Origin of the sequence: Quatrionicoccus australiensis (assembly GCF_020510425.1) — a bacterium.
GTDB classification, from domain to species: Bacteria; Pseudomonadota; Gammaproteobacteria; order Burkholderiales; family Rhodocyclaceae; genus Azonexus; species Azonexus australiensis_A.
In genome coordinates, this window is record NZ_JAHBAH010000001.1 from 2,912,048 (window position 1) to 2,925,330 (window position 13,283).

Below are 13,283 nucleotides of genomic sequence, written 5' to 3' on the forward strand. Positions count from 1 at the left end.
GTTAGTTGATCCGCTTTGTCTCGATTGTCATGTCGGAAATGCCGCTTTGTTCGGTGAAGTAGCCGCACAAGGGGCAAACGCGGCCGGGCGGGCAGGCGTGCTCACGTGCGCACTCGGCCTGTGTTTCATCGGTCAGAACCATTTCGCGGACTGCTTCGCAGCGGGCGATGGGGGAGTCAAATATGGACATTGCCTTCTCCTTGATGGCGGGTTGGCTGGCTTTGTTGCGACTATTCCAGTCTAGGTCTTGATTTCCTTAATTGCCAATGGCGCCCGGATCTTTTGTCAGCTTGGTGCGGGCGTTGTAATATGCTTCTATCCATACGCTACCGTGTGGAGTAGCTGTTTGTTTTTGTTCGGTTTTTGAGGAGAGAGCGGCAATGCAAATCAAGGATAAAGTGTTTTTGGTCACCGGTGCGGGTTCCGGTCTGGGTGCGGCAACGGCGAAGGTGTTGGCTGAAGCGGGTGCCAAGGTGGTTCTGGTTGATCTGAATCGCGAAGCTGGTGAAAAACTGGCCGCAGAATTGGGGGCTGGGGCGAGGTTTGTCGAAACCGATGTCTCCAGCGAGACTTCGGCGGTCAACGCGGTGCAGACGGCAATTTCCGTTTTTGGTGGTCTGCATGGCCTGGTTAACTGCGCCGGCGTGGCGCCGGCCGAAAAAGTGGTCGGCAAGGAAGGTCCGCATCGTCTGGAGAGCTTTGCTAAGGTCATCAACATCAACCTGGTCGGAACTTTCAACATGATTCGTCTGGCCGCCGAGGCGATGATGAAGGGGGAGCCGGATGCGGGTGGTGAGCGTGGCGTCATCGTCAATACGGCGTCGGTTGCAGCCTATGAAGGCCAGCTCGGTCAGGCGGCCTATGCCGCTTCCAAGGGCGGTATCGTGGCGCTGACCCTGCCGGTGGCGCGCGAACTTGCGCGTAGTGGTATTCGTGTCATGACCATTGCTCCCGGCATTATGGAAACGCCGATGCTGCTCGGCATGCCGCCGGAAGTTCAGGACTCGCTGGGCAAGATGGTGCCGTTCCCGTCGCGCATGGGCAAGCCGGCCGAGTACGCTGCGCTGGTGAAGCACATTGCCGAAAACTCGTACCTGAATGGCGAAGTCATTCGTTTGGATGGCGCCATCCGCATGGGTACCAAATAAACTATACTTCGGCTCCACCATCGACCCCAAAAGGCACTTCGGTGCCTTTTCCATTTGCATGCCAGAAGTATCCTGCTATCACTGCGGTCAGGCTGTTCCCGATGAACTCGATTTGCCGGTCACCATCGGCGGGCAGGCGCGCAGCATGTGCTGCTACGGTTGCCAGGCGGTAGCCCAGTCAATTGTCGATAATGGCCTGGAAGACTATTACCGCAGTCGTGACTCGCTGCCCGAGTCGCAGCGTGAGGCGATGCCGCAGATCCTTGATCAGCTGGCGCTTTTCGATCATGCCGATTTCCAGAAAAGTTTCGTCAAGGAGTTGGGCGAAAGCGAGCGCGAGGCTTCGCTACTACTCGAAGGTATTACCTGCGCTGCCTGTATCTGGCTGAACGAACAGCACATTGGCAAACTGCCCGGTGTTACCGCAGTCGACATCAATTATGCGACCCGGCGTGCCCGCGTGCGCTGGGATGAATCGCGCATCAAGCTCTCCGACATCCTTGGGGCAATCGCTGCGATCGGTTATCGGGCTTACCCGTACGATGCTGCGAAGAACGAGGAAATCTCCCGCAAGGAACGGCGCGAGGCGCTTTGGCGTTTGTGGGTGGCCGGCTTCGGCATGATGCAGGTCATGATGTATGCCTTCCCGGTCTATATCGCCAATGGCGACATGACCTCGGATATCGAAAGCATGATGCGTCTGGCCAGCTTGCTGCTGACCTTGCCGGTCGTTTTCTATTCCTCGGCACCTTTTTTTCGCAATGCCTGGCGCGACATCAAGTTGCGGCGAGTCGGCATGGATGTACCGGTGGCGCTTGGTGTTGGCGCGGCCTTTCTGGCCAGTTGCTGGGCGAGTCTGACTGGTGAGGGCGAGGTTTATTTCGACTCGGTAACGATGTTTGTCTTTTTCCTGCTGGGTGGGCGTTATCTCGAGATGACGGCTCGCCAGAAGGCGCTCAGCGTGACCGAGGCCTTGGCCAAGCTTTTGCCTGCCTTCGCGCAAAAACTGCTCAATTTTCCGGTCGACCGTACGGTTGAACAATGCGTGGTTGCAGACTTGCGGCCGGGCGATCATGTCCTGGTCCGTGCGGGTGAGGCGATTCCGGCAGATGGCAGGGTGGTTGAAGGTTTCAGCTGTGCCAATGAGGCGTTGCTGACCGGAGAAAGCAAGCCAGTAGTAAAAATGCCGGGTGATGCCGTGACCGGGGGGTCGTTGAATGCAGAAAGTCCCTTGATTGTCAGGGTGGAGCAAGTTGGAGAGGCGACACGCCTGTCGGCCATTGTGCAACTCATGGAGCGGGCAGCAACGGAAAAGCCGAAGATCGTCGAGATGGCTGACCGCATTGCCAGCTATTTTGTCGCCGCACTGTTGCTGGTGGCGGCTTTGGTTGCGGTTGGCTGGTATGTCGCAGATCCGTCAAAGGCACTCTGGATTACTGTTTCCGTGCTTGTGGTGACCTGTCCGTGCGCCCTTTCCCTGGCGACTCCGATTGCCTTGACTGTGTCGGCGGGTGCTTTGGCCAAGGATGGTTTGCTGGTAACGCGCGGACATGCGATCGAAACCCTGGCAAGGGCCACGCATTTCGTTTTTGATAAAACCGGGACGTTGACCGGTGGGCGCATGAGTTTGCGGGGAGTTCTGGTCGTCGGGGGGCTTCCTGAGGCTGAATGTCTGGCGATGGCGGCGGCGTTGGAGCAGTCATCCGAACATCCGGTTGCCGCCGCGTTGCGCCAGGCAGTGAGCGGCGAGTTGCCGGAGGCGAGCATGGCGCTTAGTGAACCGGGGCAGGGTATCGAGGGCGTGATTGATGGTCGCCGTTGCCGTATTGGCCGGCCGGACTACGCCCTGGCCTTGTCTGGTGCGCAACTTCCGGTGGCTGCGGACGACTGGATGGAAAGTGGCGAAACGGTGGTGGTGCTGGCTGATGCGAGTGCTTGTCTGGCGCTGTTCCGGATCGGCGATGAGTTGCGTTCGGAATCCAAAGCGTTGATTGATTATTTGCGTAGTCTGGGAAAGCACGTTGTTCTCCTTACGGGAGACGCCCCCTCGGTGGCGCGGCGCGTTGCCTCTGAGCTCGGTATTGAAGACGTGCGAGCCGGCGTGACGCCGCAGGGCAAGCATGCCTGTGTCAAGGCCTTGCAGGAAGAGGGGGGGGTTGTTGCCATGGTTGGCGATGGGGTCAATGATGCGCCGGTTCTGGCGCAGGCGCAGGTCTCGATTGCTATGGGTGGCGGGGCTCAACTGGCCAGGACGCAATCCGATTTTGTGCTCCTTTCGGAAAATCTGGATCATCTGAGTGATGGCTTGCGTCGGGCGCGACAAACCCTGGTCATTATTCGCCAGAACTTGTGGTGGTCATTTGCCTATAATTTTGTCGCGCTCCCTTTGGCGATTGGCGGGTATGTGACGCCGTGGCTGGCTGGTATAGGCATGTCCGCCAGTTCCTTGCTGGTGGTTCTTAACTCCCTGCGCATTCAGCGCGCAAAGGCGGATTGATGGAAAGTATCTATTTACTGGTGCCGATTTCGGTCATTCTGGTTTTTGCGATTGCCGTTATTTTCTGGTGGTCGGTTCGCAGTGGTCAGTTTGATGACCTTGAGGGGCCTGGCTTTCGTGTCCTGATGGATGATGATGAGCGGCCGCCGCAGCCTGTTGATGCTGATGGCAAAAAAGACAATTCAGGGAAGATTTGATTTGGGTCAACTCGATGTGCTAAGTGCTGGGGCAACATGGGGGCTGTGTGAGGGTGATGCCTCACGAAAATTCTCTGTTGGGGTTGGGGTGCGTTACGACGCACCCTTTTTTTGTTTACGAGCCTGAAAAGCCGCACGGGGGCTGCATTTGGCGGACTTAAATAGACCGAGATAGTCGGTAGATTGATCTAGGTCAAAACAGCGTCGCTGATCTAGAATAGTATCCGCTTTTATGCGCCGCCTTGGGTTCAGGGGGGTGGACATTCTGATTTTCATTAACGAGAGGTGGGTTCATGTCTGGATCGCAAACCACATATAACGATAAGGTCGTACGGCAATTCACCGTCATGACCGTCATCTGGGGCATCGTCGGCATGCTTGTCGGTGTCATCATCGCTGCACAACTTGTGTGGCCAGAGCTGAATATCGCTTGGCTGCACTTCGGGCGTCTGCGTCCGTTGCATACCAATGCGGTTATTTTTGCATTTGGTGGCTGTGCTTTGTTTGCAACGTCTTACTGGTGCGTTCAGCGTACCTGTCATACCCGCCTCTGGGGCGGCCCGCTGATTCCCTTTACCTTCTGGGGTTGGCAGATCGTTATCCTGTTGGCTGCAATTACGCTGCCGCTGGGTATCACTACGGGCAAGGAATACGCTGAGCTGGAGTGGCCGATCGATATCCTGATCACGCTGGTCTGGGTTTCGTATGGCTTGGTCTTTTTCGGTACGATCGCCAAGCGCACGGTTTCCCATATCTATGTGGCTAACTGGTTCTTCGGCTCCATGATTGTTGCTGTTGCTCTTCTGCATCTGGTGAATAGCTGTGAAGTTCCGGTTGGCTTCCTGCGCTCCTATTCCTGCTATGCCGGTGTTCAGGATGCAATGATCCAGTGGTGGTACGGTCACAACGCCGTGGGCTTCTTCCTGACTGCAGGCTTCCTGGGCATGATGTACTACTTCGTTCCGAAGCAGGCTGGCCGTCCGGTTTATTCCTATCGTCTGTCCGTAGTTCACTTCTGGGCGCTGATCTTTACCTACATGTGGGCGGGTCCTCACCATCTGCACTACACGGCCCTGCCGGACTGGACTCAGTCGGTCGGCATGATCTTCTCCCTGATTCTGCTGGCTCCGTCCTGGGGTGGCATGATCAACGGCATCATGACCCTGTCGGGTGCTTGGCATAAGCTGCGCGATGATCCTATCCTGAAGTTCCTGATCACCTCCCTGTCCTTCTACGGTATGTCTACCTTTGAAGGTCCGATGATGTCGATCAAGACCGTCAATGCGCTGTCGCACTACACTGACTGGACTGTTGGTCACGTGCACTCCGGTGCCTTGGGCTGGGTGGCGATGGTTTCCATTGGTTCCATGTACTACCTGCTGCCGCGCTTGTTCGGCAAGACCGAGATGTACAGCACCAAGCTGGTCACGACCCATTTCTGGATTGCTACCATCGGTACCGTGCTCTATATCGCTTCGATGTGGATTGCCGGTGTGATGCAGGGCTTGATGTGGCGTGCTGTCAATGCCGACGGTACCCTGGCTTACAGCTTTGTTGAGTCGGTCAAGGGCTCCTATCCGTTCTGGGCGATTCGTTGGCTGGGCGGTGTCCTGTTCCTGTCTGGCATGCTGATCATGGCTTACAACATGTTCAAGACCATGGCCGGTGGTAACACCAAGGACGTGCCGGTTGTCGCTCCGGCCGCTCACCACGCCTGATTAGGGGGAATAATAATGATCAAGCACGATCAAATTGAACGGAACGTTGGCCTGCTCTTCGTTCTCACGCTGTTTGTTGTCCTGTGGGGCGGTTTGCTGGAAATTGTTCCGCTCTTCTTCCAGAAGTCGACCACGACGCCGGTCGAGGGGCTCAAGCCCTATGACGCGGTGCGTCTGGCCGGTCGTGATGTATATCTCCGTGAAGGCTGTTACAACTGCCATTCGCAGATGATTCGTCCGTTCCGTGCGGAAACCGAGCGCTATGGTCACTATTCGGTGGCTGGTGAGTATGTCTACGATCACCCGTTTCAATGGGGTTCCAAGCGTACCGGTCCGGATCTGCATCGTGTCGGCGGTCGTTATTCTGACGAATGGCAGCGCGCCCACCTGATCAACCCGCGTGACGTGGTTCCTGAGTCGAACATGCCGGCCTTTGCCTTCTTGGCATCGACCAAGGCAAAAGACTCGGTAGCTGCTGATATCGAGGGCAAGATGAAGGTTATGCGCACTTATGCCAATCTTCGCGGTATTCCGACCTACTCCGATGAGGAGATCAAGGGTGCCAAGGCTGCTATCGGCGACAAGACCGAAATGGATGTTCTGATTGCGTACCTGCAGGAAATGGGTACCTCGTTGAAGAACACCAAGTAATAGCCATGGACATCAACGATCTGCGCTCCATCGTTACCGTTGCCGGGTTGCTCTGCTTCTTGGCGATCGTGGGGTGGGCATATGGCAAGAGCAGCAAAAAAGGTTTTGAGGAAGCTGCCAACTTGCCATTCGCGGAGCATGATGATGAGGGTGTGGCGTCTGGTACGTCACATCCGCGCTGAAAAAAAGGAAAGCAAATGAGCGATTTCGTTAGCGATTTTTGGAACCTGTACGTTGTAGTAATCGTCTTGGCAAGTATTCTTGCTTGTGCGGTTCTGCTGATCGTTCAGGGCAAAGCGACTTTCACCCCGGGCAAGACCATGGGTCACGTCTGGGATGAAACCCTTGAGGAATACAACAATCCGATGCCCAAGTGGTGGAGTTGGATGTTTGTCATCACCGTGGTTTTTGCGCTGGTCTATCTGGCGCTTTATCCGGGGCTTGGCAACTTCAAGGGCATGCTGGGTTGGACTTCCGGTGGTCAACACCAGGCTGAAGTGGCCAAGATGGATGCGACGGTCAAGCCGCTGTTTGATAAGTACATGGCCATGGATCTCAAGGCTGTAGCTGCTGACAAGCAGGCCAACGAGATGGGCAAGCGTTTGTATCTGACCTACTGCATGCAGTGTCATGGTGCCGATGCTCGCGGTGCAAAGGGCTTCCCGAATCTGACCGATGCTGACTGGCTGTACGGCGGTGAGCCGGAGCAGATCAAGGAAACCATTGCCAATGGTCGCATGGGTGTGATGCCCCCGCACGCTCAACTGGGTGCTGATACGATCAAGGATGTGGCCAATTTCGTCCGTTCTTTGTCGGGTCTGCAGAATGATGCCGTGCGTGCTGCCAAGGGTAAGGAAGTCTTTTCCAGTGCCGGCTGTATCGGCTGCCACGGTCCAGAAGCCACAGGTATGCACGCTATCGGTGCTCCGAATCTGACCGACAAGGTCTGGCTGTATGGCTCCTCTGAAGCAACCATTACCGAAACCATTACCAACGGTCGTCAGAACAAGATGCCCGCCTGGAAGGAGTTCCTCGGTGATGCCAAGGTCCACCTGCTTGCAGCCTACGTGTTGAGCTTGGGTCAAGGCGCCAAGTAATTGGCTATAACGGGGCGGTTCGCCGCCCCGTTTTTTATTTCAGACTGTATTTCTTGCGTCTGATCAGTATCCAAATTGTTTTAGTGCATTGCTGTGCGAACTGATGTCTAGAGCAATTTTGATACGGATACGGTCTTATGAAACCAACCGAAAAAATCGTCCAAAATTCCGCTGCTGTTTCTTTTTATGAGAAGCACAGAAAAATCTACATTCGCGATGTCAGGGGGTGGTGGAATACTTGGCGCTGGGTGCTGGTTTTTCTGACCCAAATACTGTTCTACGGCCTGCCCTGGCTGCAGTGGAACGACCGGCAAGCGGTTCTTTTCCATCTGGTTGAGCGGAAGTTCTATCTGTTCGGACTGGTTCTCTGGCCGCAGGATGTTTTTTATCTGGCGCTTTTGCTGATCATTTCGGCCTATGCGCTATTCCTGTTTACCGCCATAGCCGGTCGTCTCTTTTGCGGCTACGCCTGTCCCCAGACTGTTTATAGCGAAATCTTCATGTGGGTCGAAAACCGCATTGAAGGTGATCGATCGGCGCGGATCAAGCTCGACAAGGGGGCGATGAGCGCCCGCAAGTTCGGCTTGAAGGCTTTCAAGCACACGGCTTGGTTGGTAATCTCAATCTGGACAGGCTTTACCCTGGTTGCTTATTTCACGCCAGTTAGTGAGTTGCTGTCGGCGTTGCCGTTTGATCTTTCGGGCTGGGAACTTTTCTGGTTGTTTTTCTATAGCGGCTTTTGCTACATGCAGGCTGGGTTTCTGCGTGAGCAGGTTTGCAAATACATGTGCCCTTATGCGCGTTTCCAGGGGGTGATGTTTGACCCGGATACTTTGGTGATTACTTATGATCCGGAGCGTGGAGAGCCGCGAGGGGCGCACAAAAAAGGTGTTGATGCCAAGTTGGTCGGCTTGGGTGACTGCGTTGATTGTGGATTGTGCGTGACTGTTTGCCCTACTGGTATTGATATTCGCAATGGAATTCAATACGAGTGCATTGGTTGCGGCGCATGTATCGATGCCTGCGAGCCGGTAATGGACAAGTTGGGCTTGCCGCGAGGCTTGATCCGCTATACGACCGAAAATGCACTGGCCAAGCATCTCAATCGCAAAGAAGTGATCGGTCATGTCCTGCGGCCTCGTGTTCTGTTGTATTCGGCTATCCTGGCCGGGATTACCCTTGCTGCCATCTGGTCGCTGGCGGTTCGTATTCCATTAAAGGTGGATGTCATCCGCGATCGATCGGTGCTGGCGCGAGAAGCGGATGATGGTCGTATTGAAAATATCTATAACCTCAAGATAATGAATACGACCGAGGAGCCTATGCGTTATCTTCTGGCGGTCGACGGAATGGTTGGGGTAGAAATCCAGGGGGCGGCTGTTGTCGACGTCGCGAGCTCCGAAAATCATGAATTGACCGTTGTTGTGCGGGTGCCGCCGGAGTCCGGGAAGAAGGGTGCCAACACGATTTATTTTGATGTAAAGGCTGTGAACGACGCGAAAATAGCGGTTCACGAAAAAGCCTCTTTTTTGATGCCCTGACTTATGAGTTCAACAATGACCCTACGAAATGACAATCGGCCTTGGTACAAAGAGCGCTGGCCATGGATTCTGATGTCCGGCCCCGCAATCGTCATCGTTGCCGGTATTGCTACCTTGTGGCTGGCTGTAATCAGCAATGATGGCTTGGTTACGGATGATTATTACAAGCAGGGACTGGCCGTAAATCAAAGCCTGAAGCGTGATCACGAAGCGGGTAGCCTCGGCTTGCAGGCGGATTTGATGCGTGCGGATCAGAACGTTCGCTTGTTGCTGAATTCAGTTGGTGAAGTAAATTTGCCTGCGCAGATTACCCTCAAGCTGGCGCATCCGACACGTGCGGGTCAGGATCAGATGATGGAAATGGTTGCTGAAGGGCAAGGCTTTTATAGCGGCAAATTGAATGCCGATATTGGTGGGCGCTGGCTTGTTTCGATTGAAGATCCTGCAGGGCAGTGGCGCTTGCAAGGAGACTGGCTGGCTGATTCAGGGGAGCCGCTACGCTTGACGGCGAAGGCGGATAAGTAGTTTTTTTCGTTACTGGGAGGTGACTTATGGCTTGGGAACTTTTGTTTAATAGTGATATCGGTCTGATGAGCTTGGGCGTTATTGTTGGCGTTCTGGTTATCGGTGCCTGGATGGGCAAAATGTACAAGGCAAAGATGGAAGAAGAGTCCCGCAATCTGGGTAAATAGTTCTTCGGTTTTTCCCTTCTTGCCTGAAGGAAAAATGTCCCCCGCGAATAATCTTGGCGGGGGATTTTTTTTGTCCGGTGAATTGTGAATAATGACATCCGTGTTGCGGATGACTTTGACTATTTCCTTGCTGCTACATCTGATGCTGTTGTCGCTGTTAACTTCCCGTGGTGTTTCGGTCGGGGCAGCGCCAGCCGGCCAGGGGGGAGTGTTGTCTCCCCCCTTGCTCGCATCGGTAACGGCAAGGGAGCGAAGTGAGAGTTCTTCCCCTTCGGCCTCTCATGTATTTGCGGGAGCGAAAATAAATGCCGATTCGCTCAGCGTTCAAGCAGATTCGGGAAGAAGAAAGGCATTGGCACGGTCGACTGCCAAATTTGGCAAGAAAAGCCTGCTAGGAAGAGGTGCGGCATCAATGCTGTTACCGGATGATCGTCAGGAGGTGGCTGCGGGCATGGATGACGATGCTGCTGTCAGATATCGCTTGGTGCTGGCGCGGCAGCTTCGGTATTACCAGCAGAATTCGCTATGGATGCACGAGATGTCACCGAAGAGTGAGGTTCTCCTGAGCATAAGTTCTGGCGCTAAATTCGGTGTGCCGGAGTTGAGCCTTGTCCGGTCGAGTGGGCAAAAAATGTTCGATCAACGAGTGATGGCGATGGTCGGTCTGGTGCTATCGGATATTCCGCTTCCTGAGTATCTCAAGGGGCGGACATTCAGGATGAATTTGCTCGTGGGCGCGGTTGGTGAGTGATTAATTGCTCTCGCCGATAGGTGGCAGTGAGTTTTCGTGAAAGCCGAATGCGCCGAGTTCGATGTCCTCAAGGTAGCGCTGCAGGCAGTATGTAACACTGCGAAAGGCAATTTCCTGCCACGGAATGTTTTCAGGGGCGACAAGCATGACCTCGAGACTTTCCTCTCCCGCCTGAAAGTGTGAGGAGGTGAGGTGGCCACGATAAAACAGGTGAACCTGGTTGATATGAGCGATGCTGCTCATCGAGAACAAGGCATCGATCGCTATGGATGCGCCGGCTTCTTCCAGCGTTTCCCTACACGCGGCTTCAGCGGTGGTTTCGCCGTTTTCCATGAAGCCAGCCGGTAATGTCCAGTAGCCTCGGCGTGGTTCGATGGCTCTGCGGCAGAGCAGTATTTTGTTTTCCCATGTAGCAACGCAGCCCACGACAAGGCGGGGGTTTTCATACTGGATATTGCCGCAGGCCTTGCATATGTGGCGGGCTCGAGAGTCTCCCTGGGGAACGAGGTGCTCGACTTCGCCGCCGCAGTGATTGCAGTACCTGATCATGATCATTCCGTTTGCGCAGTAGCTGGCGATGAGTGTAGCACTGCCGGGAGGCTGGAAATGCGGGCAGCTAGGACATCAGCAGCGATTTCTTTCTTTGCGCTTCGGTGATGCCTGTGGCTACAATAGCGGACACCAATAAGTAAGTGCATTTGCGCTGCTGGACGTTGGGCGCATTCGGGGGCTCTGCATGTTTCTAATCATCGGTTATGTGATCATTTTGGCAGCGGCCTTGGGCACGTACGCGGTTCATGGCAGTTTGCTCGCACTGTGGGTGCCGACCGAATACATCGCCATTATCGGTCTGGTGATCGGCTACTTTGTTGCCTCGAACGACATCAAGATCATCAAGGGCACGATTGCGGCCGTGCCCGGTATTCTCAAGGGCTCCAAATTCACGAAAGCGTTCTATATCGATACGCTTGCCATGCTGTTCGAGATTCTTGGCAAGGTGCGCAAAGAAGGTCTGATGTCGATCGAGGGCGATGTGGAAAATCCGGATGCCAGTCCTATCTTCAGCAAGTATCCGAATCTGGTGCATGACCACCACATCATGGAGTTTGTTACCGACTACCTGCGCATGATGGTTGGTGGCAACCTGAATACCGTCGAAATCGAAAGCCTGATGGACGTTGAGCTGGAAAGCCACCACCATGAGGCAGCAGAGCCGGGGCATGTGGTTTCCGCTATTGCCGGTGCAGCCCCCGCATTCGGTATCGTCGTCGCCGTGATGGGCGTGGTGAATGTGATGGGGTCGGTGGGTAGTCCACCTGCGGTACTGGGCAAGATGATCGGTGGCGCCCTGGTCGGTACCTTTCTTGGTATTTTGCTGGCGTACGGTATCGTCGAGCCGATTGCCAAGCTGCTCGAACAAAAGGCCCACGAAGGCGCAACCATCTACAAGTGCATCAAGATGGTCTTGCTGGCATCAATGTCGGGTTACGCGCCCCAGGTTGCCATTGAATTCGGACGCAAGGCGCTGGATGCCGGGGTTCGTCCCAGTTTCCGTGAACTGGAAGAAGAGCTCAAGGCTCGCAAGGGTAAATAATCATGTCGCCAATTAGCGGGTTCAGGCCATGAGCGACGACTCCACACGTCCGATAGTCATCAAGCGCAAGAAGGTTGTTGCTGGCGGTGCGCACGGTGGCGCCTGGAAAATTGCCTATGCCGACTTCGTGACGGCGATGATGGCCTTCTTCCTTCTCATGTGGCTGCTTGGCTCGACCGCCAAAGGCGACTTGCAGGGCATCGCCGATTTTTTCCAGAATCCGCTCAAGGTTGCACAGCAAGGGGGCAGTGGCTCTGGCGATGCGACCAGTATTCTGCAGGGCGGCGGCAAGGATTTGACGCGTCAGGCGGGGCAGGTCAAAAGTGGTGATGTCGAGAAAAAGAGGGAGACCTCCTTTTCCAAAGAGGCGCAGGCTGATTTTCGTCGCAAGGAGCAGGAGCGCCTGGAAACGCTGAAGGCGGATATCGAAAAAATGATCGAGCAGAGTCCGCAGCTCGCGCAGTTCAAGAAGCAGATGTTGCTCGATATTACCTCTGAGGGACTGCGCATCCAGATTGTGGACGAGCAAAATCGACCGATGTTTGACTCCAGTAGTGCAGACCTGAAACCTTATACGCGCGACATCCTCAGGCAGATCGGCAAGGCGCTGAACGGTGTCAGTAATCGGGTCAGTCTGGCCGGGCACACCGATGCAGCACAGTTTTCCGGGGGGGAGCGCGGATTTTCAAACTGGGAGCTCTCGGCCAATCGCGCCAATGCATCCCGACGCGAGTTGGTGGTCGGGGGCATGGATGACGCCAAGGTTTTGCGCGTAGTCGGCCTCGCCTCAACGGTATTGTTCGACAAGAACGATCCGCTAGGATCGGTGAATCGACGGATCAGTATCGTGGTATTAAATCAGAAAACGGAGATGGCTATCCTGCAGGAAGAAGGGCCGGAATCTGAGGTTGCAAATGAAGAAGCCGTTCCACAAGGCTTGAAGTTGCCAAACATGGGCAAGGGAACTGCCGGCTAATTGGGGTTCCGGTGGGCGAGGAGAGCGTGTGAGTAGCAACAGCAGAATGGTTTTTGTCGGAGTGCCTTGGTCGGTCCTTGTGCTTGTGGTCTTGTTGGCTGCAGACGCCGCTGCCAGGTCAGGCGCAGTTATCTTTGCGCTGGTGGTATTGGTCCTGGGGTGGATTGCGGCCATTGTTTTTTTCGCGCCCTCACCTCTGGCGCAGACGGCACAGCGAGTCGTGTCGGACGCTGACCGGCAGATTATTGACCATAGCAGTGATGCAATTGTTCGCGTGTCCGTCGAATTTTCGACGCAAGTTGCAGAAATCCGTGGCGAAGTGGCGCGTGCCCGCGATATATTTTCCGAAGCCATCGCTCACCTGATCGAGAGTTTTCAGGGAATGAATACGCATGTGCAGCGTCAGCGACAGTTGGGCATG

General features: G+C 54.9%; 15 protein-coding genes. 13 read left to right on the forward strand and 2 right to left on the reverse strand.

Translation table 11 applies throughout. The features are described 5' to 3' along the window. Position 1: 1 nt before the first annotated feature. A complete protein-coding gene (locus KIG99_RS14030) occupies positions 2–190 on the reverse strand; it encodes a hypothetical protein (RefSeq protein ID WP_226460715.1) in 189 nt (62 codons plus the stop codon). A gap of 190 nt (positions 191–380) precedes the next feature. Between KIG99_RS14030 and KIG99_RS14035 the strand changes: the two genes are divergently transcribed. From KIG99_RS14035 to KIG99_RS14085, 11 genes are all read left to right on the forward strand, one after another. Beyond that, entirely contained in the window at positions 381–1,148 is a 768-nt protein-coding gene (locus tag KIG99_RS14035; RefSeq protein ID WP_226460716.1) for a 3-hydroxyacyl-CoA dehydrogenase, read from the forward strand. A 58-nt stretch (positions 1,149–1,206) separates the two neighbouring features. After that, positions 1,207–3,645, forward strand: coding sequence for a heavy metal translocating P-type ATPase (locus tag KIG99_RS14040; protein ID WP_226461834.1), 2,439 nt, complete (start codon positions 1,207–1,209; stop codon positions 3,643–3,645). Then, entirely contained in the window at positions 3,645–3,842 is a 198-nt protein-coding gene (ccoS, locus tag KIG99_RS14045; protein WP_226460717.1) for a cbb3-type cytochrome oxidase assembly protein CcoS, read from the forward strand. Before KIG99_RS14040 ends, ccoS begins: the two co-directional genes overlap by 1 nt. A 293-nt stretch (positions 3,843–4,135) precedes the next feature. After that, positions 4,136–5,560, forward strand: coding sequence for a cytochrome-c oxidase, cbb3-type subunit I (ccoN, locus tag KIG99_RS14050; RefSeq protein ID WP_226460718.1), 1,425 nt, complete (start codon positions 4,136–4,138; stop codon positions 5,558–5,560). Positions 5,561–5,569: 9 nt separating this feature from the next. Continuing rightward, on the forward strand, positions 5,570–6,211 hold the full coding sequence (ccoO, locus tag KIG99_RS14055) for a cytochrome-c oxidase, cbb3-type subunit II (RefSeq protein ID WP_226461835.1): 642 nt from the start codon (positions 5,570–5,572) through the stop codon (positions 6,209–6,211). 5 nt (positions 6,212–6,216) lie between these two features. Further along, positions 6,217–6,393: a cbb3-type cytochrome oxidase subunit 3 gene (locus KIG99_RS14060; protein ID WP_226442588.1), complete on the forward strand. Its 177-nt coding sequence runs from the start codon at positions 6,217–6,219 to the stop codon at positions 6,391–6,393. Positions 6,394–6,408: 15 nt separating this feature from the next. Then, positions 6,409–7,308 (forward strand): cytochrome-c oxidase, cbb3-type subunit III, encoded by a 900-nt coding sequence (ccoP, locus tag KIG99_RS14065; protein WP_226460719.1) that lies wholly within the window; start codon positions 6,409–6,411, stop codon positions 7,306–7,308. A 137-nt stretch (positions 7,309–7,445) separates the two neighbouring features. Further along, positions 7,446–8,849 (forward strand): cytochrome c oxidase accessory protein CcoG, encoded by a 1,404-nt coding sequence (ccoG, locus tag KIG99_RS14070; protein ID WP_226460720.1) that lies wholly within the window; start codon positions 7,446–7,448, stop codon positions 8,847–8,849. A gap of 15 nt (positions 8,850–8,864) precedes the next feature. Beyond that, positions 8,865–9,374 carry a FixH family protein gene (locus KIG99_RS14075; RefSeq protein WP_226460721.1) on the forward strand — a complete coding sequence of 170 codons (510 nt, stop codon included), beginning with the start codon at positions 8,865–8,867 and terminating at the stop codon, positions 9,372–9,374. 26 nt (positions 9,375–9,400) lie between these two features. After that, complete coding sequence (locus tag KIG99_RS14080) at positions 9,401–9,541, forward strand: DUF3149 domain-containing protein (RefSeq protein WP_226460722.1); 141 nt, start codon at positions 9,401–9,403, stop codon at positions 9,539–9,541. Between the two features lie 91 nt (positions 9,542–9,632). Beyond that, positions 9,633–10,292, forward strand: coding sequence for a hypothetical protein (locus KIG99_RS14085; protein ID WP_226460723.1), 660 nt, complete (start codon positions 9,633–9,635; stop codon positions 10,290–10,292). Here KIG99_RS14085 and KIG99_RS14090 read toward each other — a convergent pair whose 3' ends face one another. After that, positions 10,293–10,847 carry an NUDIX hydrolase gene (locus tag KIG99_RS14090; RefSeq protein ID WP_319002389.1) on the reverse strand — a complete coding sequence of 185 codons (555 nt, stop codon included), beginning with the start codon at positions 10,845–10,847 and terminating at the stop codon, positions 10,293–10,295. A gap of 181 nt (positions 10,848–11,028) precedes the next feature. Between KIG99_RS14090 and motA the strand changes: the two genes are divergently transcribed. Next, positions 11,029–11,886, forward strand: a complete 858-nt coding sequence (gene motA, locus KIG99_RS14095; protein WP_226442594.1) for a flagellar motor stator protein MotA — start codon at positions 11,029–11,031, stop codon at positions 11,884–11,886. A 28-nt stretch (positions 11,887–11,914) separates the two neighbouring features. Then, entirely contained in the window at positions 11,915–12,862 is a 948-nt protein-coding gene (motB, locus tag KIG99_RS14100; RefSeq protein WP_226460724.1) for a flagellar motor protein MotB, read from the forward strand. The last annotated feature ends 421 nt before the right edge of the window (positions 12,863–13,283 follow it).

Coding starts and splice junctions, on each gene's coding strand:
- motA (WP_226442594.1), top strand. CDS start 11,029: ATGTTTCTAATCATCGGTTATGTGATCATTTTGGCAGCGGCCTTGGGC.
- KIG99_RS14080 (WP_226460722.1), top strand. CDS start 9,401: ATGGCTTGGGAACTTTTGTTTAATAGTGATATCGGTCTGATGAGCTTG.
- KIG99_RS14030 (WP_226460715.1), bottom strand. CDS start 190: ATGTCCATATTTGACTCCCCCATCGCCCGCTGCGAAGCAGTCCGCGAA.
- ccoN (WP_226460718.1), top strand. CDS start 4,136: ATGTCTGGATCGCAAACCACATATAACGATAAGGTCGTACGGCAATTC.
- ccoS (WP_226460717.1), top strand. CDS start 3,645: ATGGAAAGTATCTATTTACTGGTGCCGATTTCGGTCATTCTGGTTTTT.
- motB (WP_226460724.1), top strand. CDS start 11,915: ATGAGCGACGACTCCACACGTCCGATAGTCATCAAGCGCAAGAAGGTT.
- ccoP (WP_226460719.1), top strand. CDS start 6,409: ATGAGCGATTTCGTTAGCGATTTTTGGAACCTGTACGTTGTAGTAATC.
- KIG99_RS14075 (WP_226460721.1), top strand. CDS start 8,865: ATGACCCTACGAAATGACAATCGGCCTTGGTACAAAGAGCGCTGGCCA.
- KIG99_RS14040 (WP_226461834.1), top strand. CDS start 1,207: ATGCCAGAAGTATCCTGCTATCACTGCGGTCAGGCTGTTCCCGATGAA.
- KIG99_RS14035 (WP_226460716.1), top strand. CDS start 381: ATGCAAATCAAGGATAAAGTGTTTTTGGTCACCGGTGCGGGTTCCGGT.
- KIG99_RS14060 (WP_226442588.1), top strand. CDS start 6,217: ATGGACATCAACGATCTGCGCTCCATCGTTACCGTTGCCGGGTTGCTC.
- KIG99_RS14090 (WP_319002389.1), bottom strand. CDS start 10,847: ATGATCATGATCAGGTACTGCAATCACTGCGGCGGCGAAGTCGAGCAC.
- KIG99_RS14085 (WP_226460723.1), top strand. CDS start 9,633: ATGACATCCGTGTTGCGGATGACTTTGACTATTTCCTTGCTGCTACAT.
- ccoG (WP_226460720.1), top strand. CDS start 7,446: ATGAAACCAACCGAAAAAATCGTCCAAAATTCCGCTGCTGTTTCTTTT.